General features: G+C 65.1%; 22 protein-coding genes. 6 read left to right on the plus strand and 16 right to left on the minus strand.

Translation table 11 applies throughout. From position 1 onward, the window contains the following. Nucleotides 1–51: 51 nt before the first annotated feature. From ccsB to IAQ70_RS02225, 5 genes are read right to left on the minus strand one after another with little or no spacing between them, the layout of a single operon-like run. A complete protein-coding gene (gene ccsB / locus IAQ70_RS02205) occupies nucleotides 52–1,185 on the minus strand; it encodes a c-type cytochrome biogenesis protein CcsB (RefSeq protein ID WP_190987647.1) in 1,134 nt (377 codons plus the stop codon). Next, nucleotides 1,185–2,987 carry a cytochrome c biogenesis protein ResB gene (resB, locus tag IAQ70_RS02210; RefSeq protein WP_190987648.1) on the minus strand — a complete coding sequence of 601 codons (1,803 nt, stop codon included), beginning with the start codon at nucleotides 2,985–2,987 and terminating at the stop codon, nucleotides 1,185–1,187. The genes ccsB and resB overlap by 1 nt, the downstream gene beginning before the upstream one ends. Then, the gene (locus IAQ70_RS02215) at nucleotides 2,987–3,742 is read right to left on the minus strand and encodes a cytochrome c biogenesis CcdA family protein (protein WP_190987649.1); all 756 of its coding nucleotides are present in this window, start codon (nucleotides 3,740–3,742) and stop codon (nucleotides 2,987–2,989) included. The genes resB and IAQ70_RS02215 overlap by 1 nt, the downstream gene beginning before the upstream one ends. A gap of 15 nt (nucleotides 3,743–3,757) precedes the next feature. Continuing rightward, nucleotides 3,758–4,372 (minus strand): TlpA family protein disulfide reductase, encoded by a 615-nt coding sequence (locus tag IAQ70_RS02220; RefSeq protein WP_190987650.1) that lies wholly within the window; start codon nucleotides 4,370–4,372, stop codon nucleotides 3,758–3,760. A gap of 1 nt (nucleotide 4,373) precedes the next feature. Next, complete coding sequence (locus tag IAQ70_RS02225; protein WP_190987651.1) at nucleotides 4,374–5,054, minus strand: histidine phosphatase family protein; 681 nt, start codon at nucleotides 5,052–5,054, stop codon at nucleotides 4,374–4,376. A gap of 193 nt (nucleotides 5,055–5,247) precedes the next feature. Here IAQ70_RS02225 and IAQ70_RS02230 point away from each other — a divergent pair, with 193 nt between their 5' ends. The 3 genes from IAQ70_RS02230 (at nucleotide 5,248) to IAQ70_RS02240 (ending at nucleotide 7,764) form a co-directional block, all read left to right on the plus strand. Next, the gene (locus IAQ70_RS02230) at nucleotides 5,248–5,796 is read left to right on the plus strand and encodes a YceI family protein (protein ID WP_190987652.1); all 549 of its coding nucleotides are present in this window, start codon (nucleotides 5,248–5,250) and stop codon (nucleotides 5,794–5,796) included. A gap of 152 nt (nucleotides 5,797–5,948) precedes the next feature. Further along, nucleotides 5,949–6,656 carry a hypothetical protein gene (locus tag IAQ70_RS22570; RefSeq protein ID WP_223858611.1) on the plus strand — a complete coding sequence of 236 codons (708 nt, stop codon included), beginning with the start codon at nucleotides 5,949–5,951 and terminating at the stop codon, nucleotides 6,654–6,656. Nucleotides 6,657–6,930: 274 nt separating this feature from the next. Further along, entirely contained in the window at nucleotides 6,931–7,764 is an 834-nt protein-coding gene (locus IAQ70_RS02240) for a Yip1 family protein (RefSeq protein WP_190987653.1), read from the plus strand. Between the two features lie 60 nt (nucleotides 7,765–7,824). On the opposite strand, the gene IAQ70_RS02245 is transcribed toward IAQ70_RS02240, so the two are convergent. Both IAQ70_RS02245 and IAQ70_RS02250 read right to left on the minus strand, forming a co-directional pair. Further along, entirely contained in the window at nucleotides 7,825–8,532 is a 708-nt protein-coding gene (locus IAQ70_RS02245; RefSeq protein WP_190987654.1) for a redox-sensing transcriptional repressor Rex, read from the minus strand. 90 nt (nucleotides 8,533–8,622) lie between these two features. Beyond that, on the minus strand, nucleotides 8,623–8,877 hold the full coding sequence (locus IAQ70_RS02250; protein WP_190987655.1) for a glutaredoxin family protein: 255 nt from the start codon (nucleotides 8,875–8,877) through the stop codon (nucleotides 8,623–8,625). A gap of 102 nt (nucleotides 8,878–8,979) precedes the next feature. Between IAQ70_RS02250 and IAQ70_RS02255 the strand changes: the two genes are divergently transcribed. After that, the gene (locus tag IAQ70_RS02255; RefSeq protein WP_190987702.1) at nucleotides 8,980–9,798 is read left to right on the plus strand and encodes an HAD family hydrolase; all 819 of its coding nucleotides are present in this window, start codon (nucleotides 8,980–8,982) and stop codon (nucleotides 9,796–9,798) included. A 121-nt stretch (nucleotides 9,799–9,919) separates the two neighbouring features. On the opposite strand, the gene IAQ70_RS02260 is transcribed toward IAQ70_RS02255, so the two are convergent. The 8 genes from IAQ70_RS02260 to IAQ70_RS02295 form a co-directional block, all read right to left on the minus strand. Beyond that, nucleotides 9,920–10,018 (minus strand): 30S ribosomal protein bS22, encoded by a 99-nt coding sequence (locus IAQ70_RS02260; protein WP_003792170.1) that lies wholly within the window; start codon nucleotides 10,016–10,018, stop codon nucleotides 9,920–9,922. A 173-nt stretch (nucleotides 10,019–10,191) separates the two neighbouring features. Further along, nucleotides 10,192–10,404: a helix-turn-helix domain-containing protein gene (locus IAQ70_RS02265; protein ID WP_190987656.1), complete on the minus strand. Its 213-nt coding sequence runs from the start codon at nucleotides 10,402–10,404 to the stop codon at nucleotides 10,192–10,194. 141 nt (nucleotides 10,405–10,545) lie between these two features. After that, nucleotides 10,546–11,652 (minus strand): 3-deoxy-7-phosphoheptulonate synthase, encoded by a 1,107-nt coding sequence (locus tag IAQ70_RS02270; protein ID WP_190987657.1) that lies wholly within the window; start codon nucleotides 11,650–11,652, stop codon nucleotides 10,546–10,548. 341 nt (nucleotides 11,653–11,993) lie between these two features. Next, complete coding sequence (locus IAQ70_RS02275; protein WP_190987658.1) at nucleotides 11,994–13,025, minus strand: acetylxylan esterase; 1,032 nt, start codon at nucleotides 13,023–13,025, stop codon at nucleotides 11,994–11,996. Between the two features lie 76 nt (nucleotides 13,026–13,101). Continuing rightward, nucleotides 13,102–14,583 (minus strand): rhamnulokinase, encoded by a 1,482-nt coding sequence (locus IAQ70_RS02280; RefSeq protein ID WP_190987659.1) that lies wholly within the window; start codon nucleotides 14,581–14,583, stop codon nucleotides 13,102–13,104. Further along, nucleotides 14,580–16,724 (minus strand): bifunctional aldolase/short-chain dehydrogenase, encoded by a 2,145-nt coding sequence (locus tag IAQ70_RS02285; protein WP_223858615.1) that lies wholly within the window; start codon nucleotides 16,722–16,724, stop codon nucleotides 14,580–14,582. The genes IAQ70_RS02280 and IAQ70_RS02285 overlap by 4 nt, the downstream gene beginning before the upstream one ends. Nucleotides 16,725–16,727: 3 nt before the next feature. Then, complete coding sequence (gene rhaI / locus IAQ70_RS02290; protein WP_190987660.1) at nucleotides 16,728–17,894, minus strand: L-rhamnose isomerase; 1,167 nt, start codon at nucleotides 17,892–17,894, stop codon at nucleotides 16,728–16,730. Nucleotides 17,895–18,042: 148 nt separating this feature from the next. Continuing rightward, nucleotides 18,043–18,396: an L-rhamnose mutarotase gene (locus tag IAQ70_RS02295; RefSeq protein ID WP_190987661.1), complete on the minus strand. Its 354-nt coding sequence runs from the start codon at nucleotides 18,394–18,396 to the stop codon at nucleotides 18,043–18,045. 171 nt (nucleotides 18,397–18,567) lie between these two features. Here IAQ70_RS02295 and IAQ70_RS02300 point away from each other — a divergent pair, with 171 nt between their 5' ends. Next, a complete protein-coding gene (locus IAQ70_RS02300; protein WP_190987662.1) occupies nucleotides 18,568–19,623 on the plus strand; it encodes a LacI family DNA-binding transcriptional regulator in 1,056 nt (351 codons plus the stop codon). Between the two features lie 100 nt (nucleotides 19,624–19,723). Beyond that, entirely contained in the window at nucleotides 19,724–21,127 is a 1,404-nt protein-coding gene (locus IAQ70_RS02305; protein ID WP_317983555.1) for an FAD-binding oxidoreductase, read from the plus strand. Between the two features lie 43 nt (nucleotides 21,128–21,170). On the opposite strand, the gene IAQ70_RS02310 is transcribed toward IAQ70_RS02305, so the two are convergent. Beyond that, the gene (locus IAQ70_RS02310) at nucleotides 21,171–21,521 is read right to left on the minus strand and encodes a DUF3846 domain-containing protein (RefSeq protein WP_190987663.1); all 351 of its coding nucleotides are present in this window, start codon (nucleotides 21,519–21,521) and stop codon (nucleotides 21,171–21,173) included. Between the last annotated feature and the right edge of the window lie 339 nt (nucleotides 21,522–21,860).

Below are 21,860 nucleotides of genomic sequence, written 5' to 3' on the forward strand. Positions count from 1 at the left end.
ATTGGCGAATCACCCGGCCGCCGTAAGGGACCGCGCGCAAGAAACTCCTGCTCAGAGGCCCGAGTAGGAGTGCAGGCCGTTGAAGAACTGGTTAACTATCGTGAAGTTGAAGACGACACAGAGGTACCCGACAATCGACAGCCAGGCAGCCCGGGTCCCGGTCCACCCGCGGGTGGCACGGGCGTGGAGGTAGCCGGCGTAGACCACCCAGATAACGAACGTCCATACTTCCTTGGTATCCCAGCCCCAGAAACGGCCCCAGGCTTTCTCGGCCCAGATGGCGCCGAACATGAGGGTGAAGGTCCAGCCGATGAAAGCGATGGCGTTGATTCGGTAGGACAGGTTCTCCAGGCTGAGGGCCGACGGCACCAGGCGCATGAAGCCAAGCTTGTCGGCTCCCCCGCCGGCAATGGTCTTTTGCCGGTGGGACTGGACCAACTGCAGCGCGGACATGGCAAAAGTCAGGGTGAACAGCGCCGAGGACATCACGGCGATGGAGACATGGATGACCAGCCAGTAGCTCTGCAGGGCCGGGACGAGGTGGCCTACCGGGGTCCAGTAAGCAACGGAAGCGGCCACCAGCATGATGATCGCCAGCCCCACCACGAACGTGCCCAGGAACCGCAGGTCGCGGCGGATCAGGACCAGCAGGAACACGGCCACCGCCACAAAGGCGCCCGTGGTGAGGAACTCGTACATGTTGCCCCACGGCACGCGGCCGGCACCCAGGGCGCGGGTGACAACGCCGGCACCGTGGATCAGGACACCGAGAACGGTCAGGGCGACAGCCACCCGGGCCGGAACCCGGCGTTCTCCTGCGTAGCGCATGTCGGCGTCGGCGGTCCGCCCTGCAGCGGAGCCCGCTCCGGCCTGCTTGGCAGCGGACGACGACGGCCGTTCAGCCCGTCCGGCTGGCCCGGCCAGGTGCGAATCCACACGGTTCGCTCCCGCGCCGGCGTCAAGGGAAGTGCCGGCGGACGCACCTACTCCGGCCGCCACCGGAACCTTGGTCCCGGCTACAGTCCCTGCAGCCTCCGCCGCCTTGAGGTCGACGGCGCGCAGGACCTTGCTGCTCTTGGCCAAATCCCAGGCGAAGGCGATGAAGGCCACGGTATAGGTACCGGCGGCGAGCAGCATCAGCAGTTCGCTGTATGCGCCCATGGTTTCGTTGATGACGAAAGGCATTACTGGTCCTTTGTGGGTCCGGCGGAACCGGTGGGGATGGTGACGGAGTCTGCGCCATTATGACCCTGGCGGCTGGGAGTTTGCTGGGTGGGGACGGAATCGGCGGCGCCGGCCGGGTCGGAAACACCCGGGTCGGAGACACCCGCGTCGGAGCCGCCACCTGCGTCGCCGTCGTCGGCCGCAAGCTGCCACTCTTCCGTAAGGAGCTTACGGATGGACTGCGCCTCGGCGGCCAGTCGGTGGTCCTCACCGCGCGCCAGGAGGCCGTACTCCACCATGGTCCGGCCGTCCGCATGCGTCCCGGTGCGAACCCAGACGCGGCGGCGGTTGACGTACAGCGAGACGATGAGTCCTGCCACGGCCAGCAGGGCGAAGATCAGGGCGGAAACCTGGCCGGGGTTGTGGTGGATGTCCACACCGACGTACCGCTTCACGCCGTCGAAGCTGATGCTGCCCTTGCCGTCGGGCAGGGTGTAGGTGCTGCCGGGTGCCAGGGTGATGCCGCCGGCGGCCAGGTTGCGGTTGTTCAGCGGGGTGAGGTCCTTGACGTCCAGTTCGAAGACGTTCTGCGGTGCACCGTTATCAAGGCCCAGATCCCCGAAATAGGAGTTCAGGGTCAGCTGCGGGTTGAAGAGGTCCGGATCACCGCTGAAGGAAATACCCGCGTCGGTGATGAACGCGGTGGGCAGGAAGAACCCGACGAAGCCCAGCTGCTCCGGCCGGGCATCGGGGACCTTGATGACCACGGAGGAGTAGTAGTTCTCGCCCTGGAGCTTGGCCACCACGGGACCCTGCATGGCCACGTTGCCGGCGCCGTCGCGGATGGTCACCACGGGGGCGTAGCCGTTGCCGGTGAGATAGATGCTGGTGCCGCCCAGGGTGACGGGGTCGTTGACTTTAAGGGTTTCCTGCTTTGCGGGCGCGTCCGGCGTTTCCTTGGTGGTGACCTGGGCGTTGAAGTCGATGGGCTGGCCGAACTTGCCCGGGGATTCGCGGTCGAAGGTCACGTCGAATTTGTCCAGCTGGATGGAGTAGGGCTGCAGCTGGCTGGACTGGAAGTTCGTGCCGGGGGTGAACTGGTCGTAGCCCACCAGGGTGTTCACGAACGTGTCGCCCTCAACGAGGATGCGCTGGCCGCTGTAGCCGAACAGGCCGCCGATGGCCACGGATACCAGCACGCCGATCAGCGAGGTGTGGAACACCAGGTTCCCCACCTCCTTGGCGAAGCCGCGCTCGGCACCCAAAGACGGCCGCGCGCCGTCGTCGTCCCTCACCTCAACGCGGTAGCCGCGCTTCCGGAGCAGCCCCGCGGCACTGTTGATGGCGTCCGACGCCGGGAGGCCGGCGTCGGCGGGCACCACCAGGGTGCCGTACTCGGGGAGGCGGGAGAGCCTTTTGGGGGTCCGCGGCGGCTGCGAGCGCATGGCCTTGTAGTGGGCGATGGCGCGCGGCACCACGCAGCCGATCAGCGAGATGAAAAGGAGGATGTAGATGGCCGAGAACCACGCCGAGGAGTACACGTCGAAGAGCTGCAGGGTGTCCAGCAGTTTTCCGTAGTCCCCGTTGTCCTTGATGTACTGGGTCACCACAAAGGGGTTGGCCGGGCGCTGCGGGAACAGTGAACCGGGCACCGCGGCAACTGCCAGCAGCAGCAGGAGGAACAGCGCCGTGCGCATGCTGGTCAGCTGGGTCCAGGCCCAGCGCAGCATGCCCAGGGGCCCCAGGGCGGGGAGTGCCGCTTCAGCCTTGGCAGCGGCTACGGGGGCCGGGGACTTCTTGTTTGCTTTCACGCGCTCGCTCATCAGATCGGCAACTTCACATCAGTTTGGAACCAGTACTGCAGTTCGGTGACCCAGGTACCCCAGACGCCGCTGGCCATCAGCAGGCCGAGCACCACCAGGATGCCGCCGCCGATCCGCTGGATGGCAAGGCGGTGCTGGCGGAAAAAGGACATCACGCCCATGCCCCGACGGACGGCGAGGGCAATCAGCAGGAACGGGATGCCCAGGCCCAGGCTGTAGACGAACGCCAGGAAGGCGCCCTTGGCTGCGGACGAACCGCCGGACAGGCTCAGCAGCTGGACCGCGGAGTAGGTGGGGCCGATGCACGGGGCCCAGCCCAGGCCGAACGTGAGGCCCAGCAGGGGCGCCCCCCACAGGCCGGCCGGCGGTTTCGCGTGGATCTTGGCGTCCCGCTGCAGCCAACCGAGGCCGCCCATGAACACCACACCCATGATGATCACCAGGATCCCCAGGAACTGGGTGATCCAGGCGTTCTGGGAGCCTGTGATCAGGGTGCCGAGTTGGCCGAAGGCGCCGCCCAGCAGTACAAAAATCACCGAGAAACCCAGCACGAACAACCCGATGCCCGCGAACATCCGGCCGCGCTTCTGCTTTTGCAGGTCCACCCCGCTCAGGCCGGTCACGTAGCCAAGGTAGCCGGGCACCAGGGGCAGCACGCAGGGCGAGAGGAAGGACACCAGGCCGGCGAGCAGGGCCACCGGAATGGCAAGCAGCAGCGAGCCGTTCAGGATGGTTTCAGCGAAGGGGCTGTTCACGGTCCGGGGCCGCCGCTACTCTGCCACAGCGGCGGTAATGAGGGCTTTAAGGGTGCCCTTCTGGATTTCGCCGAGCACGCGTGAGGCTACCCGGCCCTGCTTATCCAGGACCAGCGTGGTGGGGACCGCCCCCGGCGGGACAATCCCGGACACCGCCAGGAGCACGCCGCCGTTTTTGTCGTCGAAGCTGGGATAGGTCAGGTTGAAGGTCTTGTCGAAGGCCTCGGCCGTGGCTTTTTCGTCGCGGAGGTTGACGCCGAAGAACTGCACGCCCTGGTCCTTGAACTCCTGGTGAAGTTCTTCCAGGATGGGCGCTTCCACCCGGCACGGCGCGCACGCCGCGAACCAGAAGTTCAGCACCGTCACCTTGCCCTGGAAATCTTCGGGGGTGACGGTGGTGCCGTTGAACAGGGTGCCGTTGACGGCGATGGCGGACTTGCGGTCTCCTGCCGCGAATTCCGTCACGGAGCCGTCCCCGGCGATGTAGTTCTTGTTGTCGCCGGCCTTGGCCTGCTTGGCGAGGGCGTCCTCCTGCGCGCAGGCGGAGAGACCCAGGGTGAGGGCGGTCAGGGCGGCGCCGCCGGCGGCGAGAACGGCACGGCGGGACATCGGGCGCGGGGTGTTTCTCATCTCACGCCCCCGGGGTGGTGGCGGCACCGGGAAGAAGGGCGGCAGCGGGCTCACTGTACTCAACGCGCAGGAGGGAGCCGTCGTCGTCGAACACCAGGGAGGTGATGGATGTCAGCGTGCACTCGCGTTTGCGCGGGTCATGCCACAGCGGGCGGCCTTCAGCACTGAGGCGGGTGGCCCAAATGGGGAGCTGGTGGCTGACCATGATGGCCTCGGGGCCATTGGTTCCGCAGTCCCCGCCGGCAAGTTCGATGGCCCTGAGCCTGGCATCATCGACGGCGGCGCGGACGCGTGCAGCCTGCGCCTTGTAGGGCTCGCCCCAGGAAGGCCGCAGCGGGTTGACCAGATGCGGCCAGTGCTTCGGCTTGCGGAGCTCGGCCTTGGTGACCTTCATGCCCTGGAAGTAGTTTTCCGCCTCGATGATGCGCTCGTCCGTGTGGATCTCAAGGTGCAGCGCCTCGGCGGTGGGGGCAGCAGTTTCTTGGGCCCTGACCAGCGGCGACGCTGCCAGGTAGACGATCCGGGCGCCCTCGGCGGCGCGCTCAGCGAAGTGCGCGGCAAGGGTCTGCGCCATTTCCCGGCCCAGCTCTGAGAGGTGGAATTCGGGCAGCCGTCCGTACAGAACGCCGTGGGGATTATGGACCTCGCCGTGGCGGAGCAGATGGACAGTTGCGTGGGGCATGTGTACCAGTTTCTCAAAGATGGCGTGCGATCCGAAATCTTCTACATTCCGTAGAAATGAAACTAAGGGAAAAAGTTCCGTAACGCGGAACAAAACATGCAAATGCATGCTTATAGTAAAGGCAGCGGATAGTTGATATTTCAATGATCGACCTATCCGGAAGTACCACCCGACAAACCCAAGGAGAAACACCATGGCTCTTCCCGCAGACGTCACCACCGGCACCTGGACCCTCGACAACTCACACAGCGAAATCGGCTTCACCGTTCGCCACGCCGGCATCAGCAAGGTCCGCGGCCAGTTCAAGGATGCAGCAGCCACCCTGGACCTCGCCGACAACGTGGCCGATTCCAAGATCAGCGCCACCATCCAGACGGCCAGCTTCGACTCCGGCGACGCCAACCGCGACGGCCACGTCCGCGGCGAGGACTTCTTCGACGTCGAGAAGTTCCCGGAGATCTCCTTCGTTTCCAACGGCCTGGTGGCTGCCGGCGACAGCTACGAGCTGACCGGGGACCTCACCATCAAGGGCATCACCCGTCCGGTCACCCTGGAGACCGAGTTCAACGGCGTGGCCGTTGACCCGTTCGGCATGACCCGTGCAGGCGTTTCCGCCGAGACCACCATCAGCCGCAAGGACTTCGGCCTGACCTGGAACGCAGTGCTCGACGCCGGCGGCGTGCTGGTCAGCGACAAGGTTGCCATCAACCTGGAGCTGGCGTTCATCGCCCCCGCAGCCTAGTTTTCTTCAGCAGCTGAGAGCGTTCGTCAGTAGCTGACAGCGCGGCGCCCGGCCGTCAGGATCGCACCCCGATCCCGGCGGCCGGGCGCGCGGTGTTTAACGCCGTGTTTAGTTCCTAGATCCAGCAGGGCACGCCGTCTACAGTGAGAGCCATGAGCAACCCTAGTGAAGTCCCGCAGCCCCAGCAGCCCGGCGCCCAGCCGCCTGCCGGCAACGTTCCTCCCGCCGGCTACGAGCCGCCGCAGGGTTACCCTGACCCGCAGGGCCAGCAGCCGCCGCAGCAGGACTATCCGCAGCCCGGCCAGCCGGTCCCGCCGTACGGCCAACAGGGCCAGGGTTATCAGCAGCCCGTGCCGGGTTATCAGCAGCCGGGTGGATTCCAGTTCCAGATGCCCACTGACGGTCCACGCAGCTTCAACGACGCCATGCCCAAAGGTGGTCTTTCCGGCATGTTCAGCGTGACCGGGCTGCCCACCGAGCTCAAGGTCTCCTACTGGATCTGGCTTATCGGCGGCATGCTGGGCGTTCTCGGCGGCTTCTTCGGCCTGCTTGCCACCCTGGCCCTGTTCACCGTCGCCCCGGGATTGGCCGCGTTGCTACTCCTTCTGGTTCTGGTGGCACTCGCCCTGGCCGCCGCCCAGATTGTCCTCGCCCTGAAGATGAAGGAAGGCAAGGAGTGGGCCCGGCTGGCGCTCACCATCGTTGCCGGCGTCTCACTGGTCCTGGCGTTTATCAGCGGCAGTGTTGGGGAAGGCATCGGCAACAACTGGCTGGGATTCCTGATCAGCGCCGCCGCAACAGTCCTGATGTGGCTTCCCAACTCGCAGGCATGGTTCACCGCGGTCAAGGGCCGCGCTTAGGCGATCCGCTTCGGGCAGGGTCCCAGCTGTCCGCCCGGGAGTTCCGGCAGGTCCGGCGGCTCCCTTCCGGCTTCCGGCGCAGGCTCCCGGTGCAGGCTTCCGGCGCAGGCTTCCGGCGCAGGCTTCCGGCGTCCGGCGCAGGCGGGAATACCTCTTTGGAATGACTCGCCGTGGGACGGCCTGGGGGTACGGTTGAAGTAAGCCGTACTGGGGGGCAGGGCCAGTGAACTGCACCCAGCAGCCGAACTGACTTCCAACCTGCAAAGGACAGCTCATGAGCACACCAGTCCCGCCTCCCGTCCCGAACGAGCCTGAGCCCGGCAGCCAGCCGACGGCACCCCGCCATGGTGATAACAGCCCGCAGCCAGGCCAGAACACACCGCAGTATGGGCAGAATTCACCCGCTGCCCCACAGTACGGCCAGAACGCACCGCAGTACGGGCAGAACGCACCGCAGGCACCGCAATATGGGCAGAACGCCCCACAGTATGGCCAGAACGCCCCGCAGGCACCGCAGTACGGGCAGAATCCTCCGCAGCTCGGCCAGCCGAATCCCCCGGCCTACGGCCAGCAGCCGTACGGACAGTCCCCCTACGCCCAATACCCCTCGGAAAAGCCGCAGGCCACCGGCTCCAATGGCGTTCCGCAGCTGGTGAATATCTCGTTCTGGCTCCTGATCGGCGCCGCTGCGGTGTTTGTCATTTCCATGCTCATGGGCATCACGATGCTCGACGACCCGATGATGCGCAGTACCTTCGAGGATGCCATGCGCAGCAGTGGCGGTACCGGCACTGAGTTCAACTACGAGGATTTCAAGAGCGCCCTCGCCGGAATGTTGGTGGTCCTGGCCATCCTGGGGGCCGGGATGTACCTGCTGGTGGCCTTCTTCATCCGCAAGGGTAAAAACTGGGCCAGGATCCTCGGCACCGTGTTCGCCGCCCTTTCCGTTCTAAGCCTCTTCCAGGTGCCGAACATCGGGACCTTGGGAACTCTGGCAGGCATTGCGGCGATCGTTCTGCTGTACCTGCCAGCCACCGCTCCTTACTTCCGCAAGCAGCAGCCGTTTGCCAGCCCTTACACCACCCCGGGTAACCCGTACGGGCAGTAGCTTCCACGCAGTAGCCCACACCTCAACGGGCGTGGACTCCACCAGCCGCCGAGCGACAGCCTAGGCGGTCTGGTCCGGGGTCTGCGCCCGTTGTGCGTGGTAGGCCAGGATCTGCAGTTCGGTGGCCATGTCCACCTTGCGGAGGTTGACGCCGTCGGGGACCTGCAGCATGACGGGAGCAAAGCTCAGGATGCTGTGGACGCCGGCTGCCACCACGCGGTCGCACACCGCCTGCGCCACCGCCGCCGGCAGCGCCAGGACCACCATGTTGGCGCCAGTTCGGTGAAGCACTGTTTCCAGGTCCGCGACATCGCTGACACGCAGCCAGCCCACCTCGTTTCCCACCACGAGCTGGTCGGCGTCGAAAATTGCCACCACGTCGAAGCCCCGGGATTCAAAGCCGCCATAGCGGGCCAAGGCCTTGCCCAGGTTGCCGGCGCCAACAATGGCAACCTTCCAATCGTGGGTCAGGCCGAGGGCAGCGGAGATGTGGCGGCTAAGGTACTGCACTTCGTAGCCGACGCCGCGCGTGCCGTAGGAGCCCACATAGGACAGGTCTTTGCGGAGGGTCGAGGAGCTGACGCCCGAGGCTTCCGCCAGGGACTCCGAGGAGACGCGCTCAACGCCGTCGGCCAACAACGTGTTCAGGGCGCGGAGGTAGATGGTCAGTCTCGCCACTGCAGCGGGCGGAATCTGTTTGGCGATCTCCCCCGTCGGCGCCGCCTCTGTACCGTCCACGGCGCGGGGAGATGAATCCAGCGAACTCACTTTCCCCTCCATTGCCTCGCGTTGTGACTCCACTCTAGATCCCCGCCACCGTTGCCAACAAAGCCGGCGTCATGTTGTGCAATCGGTTGCCTAGTGGCCCAAGGCACGTTGGAGGACGCGCTCCAAGCGAGCTTCGTCGATCTTCCAGAAGTCGCGCTGGACGCCGTTCACCAGCACTACCGGGATTTCCTCGGCGTACTGTTCACGCAGTTCGGGCAGCTCGTCAACTTGCTGCTCCGTCCACCCAAGTCCCAACGCGGATGTAACCCGTTCGACGGCGTCGCGCGCGTCTGCGCACAGGTGACAGTCTGCTTTGGTGATAAGGACTACCTCCGGTTTTGCCATGCATTAACCGTATAGCCCTTTAGGTGCGGCCAGCGCTGCGCACTGTCCCGCCAGCCCCTGCGCTGGAATCTGCGAGGCCGACTATTGACTAGACTCGTGGACATGCCCGAGGAGAAGTACGTCGCTGTAGTCACCCAGCCGGATGCGGTGATGCAGACCAGCGATGCGGCCTTCTTCGACGTCGACAACACCCTCATGAAGGGCGCAAGCCTTTTCCATGTCGCCCGCAAGATGCACCAGCGCGGCGCTTTTACCCTGGTGCAGGCTGCCGGGTTCGCATGGAAGCAGTTCAAATTCGTGGCCCGCGGGGAGAACATGGACGATGTCCATGCAGTCCGCGATTCGGCGCTTACCCTCGCAGCTGGCATCACGGTGGACGACATCAGGGCACTGGGCGAAGAAGTGTACGACGAAATGATCGCCTCCAGGATCTGGCCCGGAGCGAAGGCCCTGGCGCAGCAGCACCTGCGCGTCGGACGGCGTGTCTGGCTGGTCACGGCCACCCCCATCGAAGTGGCCACGGTCATCTCCACCCGCCTGGGCCTCACCGGGGCTCTGGGCACTGTTGGCGAGGTTGCCGACGGCATGTACACCGGCCGGCTGGTGGGTGACATCCTGCACGGCTCAGCCAAGGCTGTGGCAGTCCAGGAGCTGGCCGACGCCGAAGGGCTGGACCTCAAGCGGTGCTGGGCCTACAGCGACTCCTACAACGACATCCCGCTGCTGACCCTCGTCGGGCACCCAGTGGCCATCAACCCCGATTCCAAGCTGCGCAGCCACGCCCGGGACCACAACTGGCCGGTCTACGATTTCCGCTCCGGCCGGCGCGCCGCCACCCTCGGCCTCAAGGCGGCAACAGCCGGCGGCGTTGTCTACGGACTCTGGAAGGGCTTCGCCCGCTTCCGCGGCCCCCGCATCTAGGTAGCAGCAGATGTCGTTATGAGCGCTCATAACGACATCTGCTGCTACCTAGTTGGGCCCAGGCAAACAAAAATGCCCGCTGCCGGGAAGGCAACGGGCATTTCACGCTTGCGAAGTATCTCTACTTCTTATTGCGGCGCTGGTGACGGGTCTTGCGAAGCAGCTTGCGGTGCTTCTTCTTGGCCATACGCTTGCGACGCTTCTTAATAACTGAACCCACGAAAGTTCCTCACAAACTAGATGCAGTACCTGTCTGATGGAAAAAGTCCGTGGACAGAGCTACAGACGAAAACAACTGACAGATTCTTACAATGACGTAAAACGTTCCTTAACAGGGTACCGCTTCTTTGCGGCGGCCACTGACCGTAGCCGTCCCATAAGCCGAAACGGTGCTTAGGCCGTCTCGGTGTGCCCGTCCACTACAGCGCCCTTGAGGTACTGTTCGACGGCACTTTCCGGCACCCGATACGACCGGCCGAAACGCACCGCGGGCATTTCGCCGGAATGAACCAGCCGGTAGACGGTCATTTTGGAGACGCGCATGACCTCGGCCACTTCGGCCACGGTCAGGAACTTCGCGTTCGAGAAGTTCTGTTCTGCGGACATTTCCCTATTCCTTTGCTGACGGATGACGACTAACCCCAGCTGTGTTCCATTGCGGTGTGCCGATGCTGAGCCATCCACCAACCATGTGATAGATACTCTAGAGGTTCATGGGGCTGTAGTGAAAGTCATTCGGGGTAATCGCTAGGCAATACGGCGTTTCCGGGCAGACGCCGCGAGCTGGTCCAGCACCGATACCGAGACGTCCCATTCCATACACGCGTCGGTCACGCTCTGCCCGTACACCAGCCCGGACGTGCCCGCGGCGTGCTGGGCAACATCCAGGTTTTGCGCGCCGCCCACAAGGAAGCTTTCCAGCATGACACCGGCGACGGCCTGTGCCGCGTGTCCGCCTTCTTCGAGCTGGGCACCGATTTCCAGCGCCACCTCAGCCTGCCGGTGGTGGCTCTTTCCGCTGTTCGCGTGGCTGGCGTCGACGATGAGGCGGGGGTTGAGGCCTTTACTCCCGAGCTTGGCAGAGGCGCTTTCGACGTCGGCCGCCGAGTAGTTGGGTCCCTTGCGTCCGCCGCGGAGGATGACGTGCGTGTCAGGATTCCCGGCGGTGGCCACCAGCGCAGCGCGGCCGTCGCCGTCTATGCCCAGGAAAGCCTGGGCCGCCGCGGCGGCGCCGCATGCGTCGACCGCAACCTGGAGGTCGCCGTCGGTCCCGTTCTTGAATCCGATGGGCATGGACAGCCCCGACGCAAGCTGGCGGTGGATCTGGCTCTCGGTGGTGCGGGCTCCGATGGCTCCCCACGAGATCAGGTCCGCCATGTACTGCGGGCTGATGGGCTCGAGGAATTCGGTGGCGGTGGGCAGACCCAGCGCGGTGACCTGCTGCAGGAACTGCCGGGCGGTCCGGAGCCCGGTGACCATGTCGTGGCTGCCGTCCAGGCGGGGATCGTTGATCAGGCCCTTCCAGCCAACCGTGGTGCGGGGCTTCTCGAAGTAAGTCCGCATCACGATCAGCAGGTCTTCCTTGTGCTTTTCGGCCTGGCTGACCAGCCGGCGGGCGTATTCCAGGCCGGCCTTGGGGTCGTGGATGGAGCAGGGGCCAACGATGACCAGCAGGCGGTCGTCCACGCCGTCCATGATGGCGCGGACCTCATCGCGGCCGCGTTCGACGACGTCGGTCACCCTGGCGTCCAGCGGCAGCTCGGCGATGAGCTCCGCCGGCGTGGGCAGCGGCGTGAATTCGCTGACGCGCAGGTTGGACGTGGATTTTGCGGGAGTGGCTGTTGCGGGGCTCATGCTCGGGGTCCTGTTCCAGATAGGAAGCGGGCCCAGATCAGAACCCGCCGGAGAAATGGCGAAGGGCAGAGAATGATCTCTGCCCTGTTGGCTCTGAAGGAAGTTGGATGCGTGTCAGTTAGACGCGGGCTCCTCCAGAGCCAACGAAAAATACGCATACCAACGGTTTGTCATAGGCACACCATAACGGCCCGCTCCGGGCTCCGCAAAATCGAGGCGTAACACCCGGCCCCGGGAGCACCGCCGCCCTCGCTGGCCCCAACTAGGTAGCAGTAGATGTCGTTTTGAAGCCTCAAACCGACATCTGCTGCTACCTAGTTGGGCTGACTGGGCGGTTCGGGTCACCCCAGGAGCTTGCGGAGGTACTGCAGCTGCTTGATCCAGTGGTGCTCCTGGCCGCCCTCGTGGTTGTTGAACCGGTAGATCTCTATCTCCTTGTCCGCCCCGGTCGATGCCCCCGGCCCCGACGAGTTGCCTGGCCCCGAACCGTAGGCGTTGAAACTGGCGAAAACAGTAGACGGCGGGCAAACATCGTCCATCAGCGCCACGGAGTACAGGGCCGGCGCAGTGGCCGCCCGGGCGAGGTTGACGCCGTCGAAATAGTTAAGGACCGCCAGCATCGGCTCGTACCGGTCCCGGTGCCGGCCCAGGAACGAAGCAATTTCCGGATAGGGCCCGCGGGGTGCGATGTCGATGGCCCGCGGAAAGTCCTGCAGGAACGGGACGTCGGGCAGCGCGGCTATGACGCCGTCGAGCCTTCCGGCTACCAGCCCGGCGACCGCCACCACAATGCCGCCGCCCTGGCTGATTCCCGCCAGGACCACGCGCAACGCATCCACCTCCGGGTGGGATTGCGCAGCTTCCACCGCGCGGAAGGCGTCGACGTAGACGCGCCGGTAGTAGTAGTCCTCGCGGCTGCCGGCACCGCGCGTCATGAGCCCGGCGTACGCCACATCCCCCGCGGACGGGTGCGGGTCCGGGGTTTCGCCCACGATCCCGCCGAATCCCTGGCCCCTGGTGTCCATCATGAAGTGCGCGTAGCCGGCCTGCGCCCACTTCGTGTCCTGATTAACCAGGCCGCGCCCGCCTGAGTAACCGACGTACTGCACGACGACGGGCAGCCGGCTCCCAGCCTGCCGGTTCGCCGGGAGGTGCAGCCAGCCCTTGATCGGCGCGCCGCCGAAGCCCGCGAACGTGACGTCGAAGGTGTCGATCACGGACAAGTGGTTTTCCACCTGCTCGAACGTGGCCCCGAGCGGGTATGTGCGCGCTTCCTCGATGGTTGCGTCCCAGAAGTCCCGCAGGTCCGCGGGCGCTGTGACGCTTGAGGTGTAGCCGCGGAGCTGCTCAAGGGGCAGGTCGAAGAGGGGCATGGTTTGCCGGTCCTGTCTCGTCTGGAATACCTCAGGAGATCCTATGTCATACGACCGCGCGGTGGCAGCCCCCGGCTCATAACTTCGCGAGCTGCGGCGCGAACGTCCGAAGCTGATGGGATGCCGCCACCAAATGGCGTAGATCCATGAGCCCGCCGCTGACCCGTCCAGCTGCCCGGGCTTGCACGAGGACGTTGCCCAGCGCCGTGGCCTCGACCGGGCCGGCAATCACAGGTTTGCCTGTTGCGTCGGCGGTGAGTTGGCAGAGCAGCGTGTTCTGCGATCCGCCGCCCACGATGTGCACGACGTCCACGGTGCACTTGGCCAGGCGTTCCGCGGCAACGATGGTTTTGGCGTAACCGGCGGCGAGGCTGTCCATGATGCAACGGGTGATGGCTGCGGGGTCGTTGGGCAGGATGTCGCCGGTGTGGCGGATGGCGGCGCGGATGCGTTGGGGCATGTTGTCCGGTGCGATGAAATACGGATCGTCCGGGTTGATCTGCGGGCCGCCCGGTGGCAGTGCCGCGGCGGCGGTCAGCAGGGCGTTGAGTTCCGAGGTGTAGCCTTCCTGGGCCCAGGTGCGCTGGCATTCGCTGAGCAGCCAGAGCCCGCCCATATTGCGTAGGTAGCGGATGGTCCCGTCCACGCCACGTTCGTTGGTGAAGTTCGCTTCCCGGCTGGCTTCGGTCAGGACCGGATGTTCCAGTTCCAGCCCGACGAGTGACCAGGTGCCGGAGGAGATGTAGGCGAAAGTCTCCGCGTTGGCCGCAGATGCCGCGGCGGGAACGGCGGCGACGGCGGAGGCGGTGTCGTGCGAGCCGACGGCCACTACCTTGGTTGCCTGGTCCAGTCCGGTCCTTGCCGCGATGTCCGGCAACAGTGAGCCGACGGTTTCGCCGGGCTCGATCAGCGGCGGGAACAGGTCCTTGGGCAGGCCCAGGGCCGTGAGCAATTCGGTGGCCCACTCCCCCGCGACGGCGTCGAACAGCCCCGTGGTGGAGGCGTTCGTGGCTTCGGTGCGGCGCTGTCCCGTCAGGAGGAACGCGATCAGGTCCGGGATGAGCAGCGCCTGCACACCGTCCAGGTCCGTCTCGGTGGCGAGCTGGTAGAGCGTGCTGAACTGGAGGAACTGCAGCCCGGTGGCGCCGTAGAGGCGTGCCGGATCGAGTTTTTGGTGGACGGTTGCGACGGCGGCGCGGCCGCGGTCATCGCGGTAACTGTACGGCTGGGCCGTCAGTTCGCCCGCCTTGTTGACGAGGCCGTAGTCCACCGCCCAGGTGTCGATCCCGATGCTGGTGACGGTTTCGCCGCGCTCCCCGGCGACGCGGGCCGCGGCAGCCAGACCTGTCAGGACCTCGGCGAACAGGGCGTCGAAGTCCCAGCGGAGGCCGCCGTCGAGCTCCACCACACCGTTGGGGAAACGGTGCACAACCTCGAGTTCGGCGCCGCGTTCAGCTCCATCCTTGATCCGGCCGAGGATGACGCGGCCGGAGGACGCGCCGATATCGACGGCGGCGAACACACCGCCGTCGGCATCAGTTTTTGGAATGCCGCTCATCGGAGGAAGGCTGCGGCGACGCCGGCGTCCACGGGGATGTGGAGGCCGGTGGTGTGGGACAGTTCGGCGCTGGTGAGCACGGCGGCGGCGTTGGCCACGTGCTCGGGCAGGACTTCGCGCTTGAGCAGTGTGCGCTGGGCGTAGTACTTGCCCAGTTCCTGCTCGTCCACGCCGTAGACCGCCGCGCGTTTGGCGCCCCAGCCGCCGGCAAAGATACCCGAGCCGCGGACCACACCGTCGGGGTTGATGCCGTTGACGCGGATGCCGTATTCGCCCAGTTCGGCTGCGAGGAGCCGGACCTGGTGTGCCTGGTCGGCCTTGGTGGCGGAGTAGGCGATGTTGTTCGGGCCGGCGAAGACCGAGTTCTTGGAGGAGATGTAGATGATGTCGCCGCCCATGTCCTGGTCGATCATGACCTTCGCTGCGGCCTTGGACACCAGGAACGAACCCTTGGCCATGACGTTGTGCTGCAGGTCCCAGTCCTTTTCGGTGGTGTCCAGCAGCGGCTTGGAAATGGACAGGCCGGCGTTGTTGACCACCAGGTCCAGCCCGCCGAACGCCAGCACGGCTTCCTGGATCGCGGCGGCGACCTGGGCTTCGTCGGTCACGTCCGCCTGGACACCGATGGCGACGTCCGCGCCGCCCAGCTCTTCGGCGACCTTCTGCGCGTTCTCAAGGTTCAGGTCGGCAATGACGACGCACGCGCCGTCGGACGCCAACCGGGTGGCAATCGCCTTGCCGATGCCGGACGCGGCGCCGGTCACCAGCGCGATGCGCGTCGCGTGGGACTTCGGCTTGGGCAGGCGGGCGAGCTTGGCCTCCTCGAGTGACCAGTATTCGATCCGGAACTTCTCGGATTCTTCGATCGCCGCGTACGTGGAGATCGCCTCAGCGCCACGCATCACGTTGATGGCGTTGAGGTAGAACTCGCCGGCCACCCTGGCGGTCTGCTTGTTCGCCCCGAAGGAGAACATGCCCACCCCCGGGACCAGCACAATGGCCGGGTCCGCGCCGCGCAGGGCCGGCGAGGCCTCGGTGGTTGAGCTGGCCGGAACCGCGTGGCGGTCGTAGTAGGCCTGATAGTCCTCGCGGTAGGCGGTGTGGAGTTCCTTCAGCCGGGCGATCGAGTCCTCGACCGGGGCATCGGCCGGCAGGTCCAGGATCAGCGGCTTGACCTTGGTGCGCAGGAAGTGATCCGGGCAGGACGTGCCCAGCGCACCCAGGCGCGGGTGCTCGGCAGCTGCCAGGAAATCCAGGACGACGGCGTCATCGCTGAAGTGCCCCAGCTGCGGCCTGTCCGTGGAAGCCAGCCCGCGGATCACCGGGGCGAGGGCGGCGGCTTTCGCTTTCCGTTCGGCTTCGGGGAGCGCGCCGTAACCGGGCAGCTGCGCGCCGAAGGGCTCGGCCTTGCCGTTGTCCTCGATGTACTTCTCGGCCTGTTCGATGATCCAGAGCGAGTTGGCTTCGGCTTCTTCGGACGTGGCGCCCCACGCGGTGATGCCGTGGCCGCCCAGGATGGTGCCGATGGCCTGCGGGTTGGCGTCCTTGATCGCGGCGATGTCCAGGCCCAGCTGGAAACCGGGCCGGCGCCAGGGCACCCAGAGGACCTTGTCGCCGAAGATCTTGGTGGTCAGTGCCTCGCCGTCCACCGCGGTGGCGATCGCGATGCCGGAGTCCGGGTGCAGGTGGTCCACGTGTGCGGCGTCCACCAGGCCGTGCATGGCGGTATCGATCGACGGCGCTGCACCGCCCTTGCCGTGCAGGCAGTAATCAAACGCGGCCACCATCTCGTCTTCGCGGTCCACGCCCGGGTAGACGTTCTTCAGCGCGTTCAGCCGGTCCAGTCGCAACACTGCGAGGTTTTGCGCCTTCAGCGTGCCCAGGTCACCGCCGGAGCCCTTGACCCAGAGCAGCGGGACGTCCTCGCCCGTCACCGGGTCCTTCTCCGTGCCCTTGGCCGAGGTGTTGCCGCCTGCGAAGTTCGTGTTCCGCTTGTCGGCGCCGAGGCGGTTGGAGCGGGCAATCAGGTCTTCAACAGTCGAGTTGGCTGTGTTCTGCGTGGCTGCGTCCTGCGTACCGATGGTCTGCGTGACCGCATTCTGCGTGTCAGTGCTCTGCGTGTTGTTGTTCTGTGCACTCATTGCTTAGGCGCCCCATCCGGCTTGCTGGCCGCCTGCGCGGTCCTCGTTGATCTGTTTCTGGTAGCCGCTGGCCTTGAACGCGGCCATCGGATCCGCGGGCAGGCCTCGGGCTTCACGCCATTCGGCCAGGATGGGCCGGACGTCGGTGTAGAAGGCGTCGTTGAACACGGCGTTGGCGGCGAGGACATCGCCGGTGCGCTGCGCCTCGCCCAGCGCGGCGGTGTCCACCATGAGGGCGCGGGCTGTCATCTCCTGAACATTCAGGACCGACCGGATCTGGCCGGGGATCTTCTCCTCCAGGTTGTGGCACTGGTCCAGCATCAGGGCCACGCCGCTGTCTTTCCCGAACCCGCCGCCGCGGATGACCTCGAACATGATGCGGAACAGCTGGAACGGGTCCGCTGCGCCCACAATCAGGTCATCGTCGGCGTAGAAGCGCGAGTTGAAGTCAAAGGAACCCAGCTTGCCCAGGCGCAGCAACTGCATCACGATGAACTCGATATTCGTGCCCGGCGCGTGGTGGCCGGTGTCCAGACAGACCAGTGCCTTCTCCCCCAACGCCAGGGTCTGCGCGTAGGACGTGCCCCAGTCCGGAACATCGGTGTGGTAAAAAGCCGGCTCGAAGAACTTGTACTCCAGCACCAGGCGCTGGTCCTCGCCCAGGCCCGCGTAGATCTCCTGCAGCGACGCCGCCAGCCGGTCCTGGCGGCCCCGCATATCGTCCTGGCCTGGGTAGTTGGTGCCGTCCGCCAGCCAGATCTTCAGGTCCTGCGATCCCGTGGCGTGCATGATCTCGATGCAGTCCAGGTGGTGATCGATGGCCCGGCGCCGCACGGACTCGTTCGAGGATGTCAGGGAGCCGAACTTGTACTCGTCGTCCTGGAAAGTATTGGAGTTGATGGTGCCCAGGCCCACGCCCAGGCCCGCCGCGTACTCCTTCAGGGCCGCGTAGTCGTCCACCTTGTCCCACGGAATATGCAGGGCCACCGTCGGAGCGAGACCCGTGAGCTCGTGGACCTTCGCGGCGTCCGCGATCTTCTCCTGCACCGTCCGCGGCGTGCCCGGCGTGCCGAACACCTTAAACCGCGTCCCCGAATTTCCATAGGCCCACGAAGGGACCTCGATGGCAAGCTCCCCGAGCCTGCCCAGCGCCGTTGCTACGTCATTCATGATGGTTCTTCCTGGTCTTTCGTGCTGTGGTCGGTGTGATGTGGTCTTTCGTGCTGTGGTCGGTGTGATGTGGTCTTTGGTTCTGTGATCTTTGGTTCTGTGATCTTTGGTCCCGCGGTCTTTACGGGCCGCCCAAAGGCCCACTGCGTCAGCTGCTGGTGGCCGCCGCCGCAAGCTGATCGTCAAGGTTAAAGACTTCCTCAAGGACCAGAAAGCCTTCGTCGGGCGCCTGATCCGGATTCTCTGGATTGTCAAAAAGAGTCGCCATCTCGGCCTGCCAACGCGCGTTCACGTCCGTCAGCGTCATCCGCGCCTTGGCGGCATCGAAATCATCGCACTCGAGGTAGCCGATAAGGAGCCCGTCCGCGCCGAGGAACAGCGAATAGTTGCGCCACCCCGCCGCTTGGAGTGCGCGCAGCATTTCCGGCCACACCGCCGAGTGCCGCCGTCGGTATTCGCCGATCAGCTGCGGCTGGACCGACGAGCGGAAACACGCTCTCATCTGCACTCCTCCTGAATTTCCTCGTTTTTGAATCGTTTCATTAGTACGATTCAAAGTACTCTTGAGCCAGGTAGGTGTCAAGCAACTTCCCTGCCAGCTCGCTCAACCGGGGCCGGCGGCTGGCGCTGAAACCGGAAAAGTAATGCACGCGCCAAATCAGCACGGAGGACCATGAATCGCTCAGCCAGTATCAAGGACGTCGCCAATCAGGCCGGCGTGGCTGTGGGAACAGTGTCCAACGTCCTCAATTACCCGGACAGGGTTTCCCCCCGGACCAAGGAGCGGGTGCAGCAGGCCATCGAGGAGCTGGGGTTCGTCCGCAACGACGCCGCCCGGCAGCTGCGCGCGGGGCACAGCAGAACCATTGGGCTGATCGTGCTCGACGTCGGCAATCCATTCTTCACGGCGGTAGTGCGCGCTGCCGAAGATGCCGCCGCGCTCCTGGGCAGTGCAGTTCTGCTGGGAGACAGCGGCCACGACGCGAGCCGGGAATCCAACTACATCGACCTGTTCCAGGAGCAGCGGGTGCAGGGCCTGCTGATCGTTCCTGTCGGAGACGTCACCGGCCGTATTGACCAGCTCCGTGAACGCGGCGTCCCCACCGTCCTGGTGGACCGGCTCGCCGACGAGAGCAAGTACAGCTCCGTTTCAGTGGACGACGACGCCGGCGGTTACCTCGCTGCCCGGCACCTGCTGGACTCCGGCCGCCGTCGGCTCGCCTTTGTGGGTGGCCCCGCTTCCATCCGCCAGATCGCAGACCGCCTTCAGGGCGCGCAGCGCGCCGTGGGAGAGGAACCGGGCGCCACCCTGGAACTCCTTGATTCCGACGGCCAGACTGTCTTGGCCGGCCGCAGTGTGGGCGACATGCTGGTGGAGCGGGGGCAGTTGCCGGACGGCATCTTCTGCGCCAATGACCTGCTGGCCCTCGGCGTGATGCAGTCGCTTGCCATGACGCACAGGTTGAGGATTCCGGAAGACGTTGCGCTGATCGGTTACGACGACATCGATTTCGCCGCCTCCGCCGTCGTGCCGCTCTCTTCGATCCGCCAACCCACACAGGCGCTGGGACGCACCGCCATCGAGCTTTTGGTGGAGGAAGCTGAAGCCGAAAGCCCTATCCACAGGGCGGTCATCTTTACCCCGGAACTGGTGGTACGCCAAAGTACGGGCGCAGCTCGAAGTACAGCCGGCGCGGCTGGGAGTAGTCCGCAGGGCGGGCGCCTTTAGCCGCGGCTTCTCCGGCCGTCTACGCGTCCGTCCGCGTTGCCAGATTCCCCTTGTCAGGCTCCTGAACCTGTGGGACTCTGCTGGAAAAAGCTAGAGGCCGGTGAGTCAAGTGACACAAGGCACGGAGATCGACGGTACTGCTGTCGACGAACTGCAGACAACCTTCCGGGGAGAAATCGTCCGCCGCGGTGATGCAGGCTACGACGAACACCGCAAGGTGTGGAACGGATCGATTGACCGCCGACCCGCCGTCATAGCCCGCTGCACCGGAGTCGCGGACATTCGCGCCGCTATCAGGCTGGCCAGGTCGCAGGGGCTGCTGACCGCCGTGCGCGGAGGCGGCCACAGCTTTCCCGGATTGTCCGTTTGCGATGACGGCATGCTGATTGACCTCGGTCTCATGAAGGGTATTCGAGTGGATCCCGAGGCGCGGACGGTACGCGTCCAGGCGGGCGTACTGCTTGGTGAGCTTGACCGCGAAACGCAGGAGTTCGGGCTGGCCGTTCCCTCGGGAATCGTTACCCATACCGGGGTGGCGGGCCTTACCCTGGGCGGCGGCATCGGCTGGATCATGCGCAAGCACGGGCTCACCATCGACCAGCTGCTGTCCGTAGACCTGATCACCGCCGACGGCGAGCTGGTCACGGCAAGCGAGGAACATAACGCCGACCTTTTCTGGGGTGTGCGGGGCGGTGGCGGGAACTTCGGCATCGTCACCGACTTCGAGTTCCAGCTTGTCCCGGTGGGTCCACAGGTGATGGCGGGGCCCGTCTTTTGGGCCATGGAGGACGCCCCGGAAGTACTGCGGTTCTATCGTGATTGGATCGGAAACTGCCCCGACGAGCTCATGACCGCCGTCGTACAGCGGAGGGCACCGGCGCTGCCAATTGTGCCGCCCGAGCTGGTGGGCAGGCACGTTGTGTCCGTCGTCGCCTGCTATGCCGGACCCGTTGAGGAAGGCGAACGGGTCATGCGGCCGCTCAAGGAATTTGGGTCGCCGGTACTCGATTTTTGCCGGCCAAAGCTGTTCCTGGAGCACCAGAAGATGTTCGATCCGTCGTTCCCCCACGGCTGGTCGTATTACGTCCGGTCGTGCGACGTAGCCGGGCTGAGCGACGACGTCATCGACATCGCCACCGAACACGGCCTGCGCATTACCTCGCCTGTCACCAGCGTGGCCATGTGGCAGCTGGGCGGGGCTGTGGGGCGGATAGACGACGACGCCACGGCGTTCAACGGGCGCAAGGCCGGGTTCACGTTCAACATCAACGGCAACAGCAAGACCGAAGATGGTTTCGATGCCGAGCGCCAGTGGGCCCGGGATTATTGGTCCGCCCTGGCCCCCCACCACACCGGTGTCTACGTGAACTTTCTCATGGAGGAGGGCGAGGAGCGCGTCAGGCAGGCATACGGGGCCGCCAAGTACGAAAGGCTTAAGGCCCTCAAACGCCAGTACGATCCCACGAACTTCTTCCGGCTCAATCAGAACATCAAGCCCGGCTGATGGCTGGCCACCGGAAGGCTAAAGACACTCTCCGGAAGCCCTGTTAGGCGGCCAGTGGCATCCCAAATAGTTCCTCGGCTCGCCTGACCAGATGCTCCGGCACGTCCGTTTCCCCGCGGTATTCATCATTTCCAAGGAAGACGGCACATCCGCGCGCGGCTCCGGCCAAGTCGAGTCCGCGATCATAGGTTAGCTGCGCTGCGCGCAGGTTCAACGGAAGGTTCCGGATCATACCTTCGGCGTTGAGGTAGACATGCCAGTCGCCGCGCGTGATCGACTCAATATCGCCCTCAACCAGTTCCCGAAGGTTCTTCAGAGTGGCCTCGATCGGCTCGACGCGAACCGGTTCTGCGGTGCGGGCCGGGATTACTAGTGCTGTAAATAAGGTGTTCATTTTTCGTCCTATCGCGTTAACTACCGCCGGGATCCGGATGTTCCCCGCCGATGGAGAACGCCGGGCCGCACAGCGTCCGGCAGAGCAAGGGTGCGATCATCGCTCAAGGATCTGGACGTAGTCTCCAACGGCCCGGTTTCGGTGATCGCGGAGGGTGGATAGGGGGCATTCGCGGGCTCCTCGGGCACGGCGGAAGGGAAGCTCGACGGCGGCGACAATGATGAAGTCATGTCCACCTTCGCAGGGCGTCAGTCAGAACCCAGAGCCACACCGCAACACATACCAAATCCATCATTACTGTCGTACCCTCGCGGCAGAGTGTTCCTATGGAGGCTTTGA

Origin of the sequence: Pseudarthrobacter sulfonivorans (assembly GCF_014712225.1) — a bacterium.
Classification (GTDB): domain Bacteria; phylum Actinomycetota; class Actinomycetes; order Actinomycetales; family Micrococcaceae; genus Arthrobacter; species Arthrobacter sulfonivorans.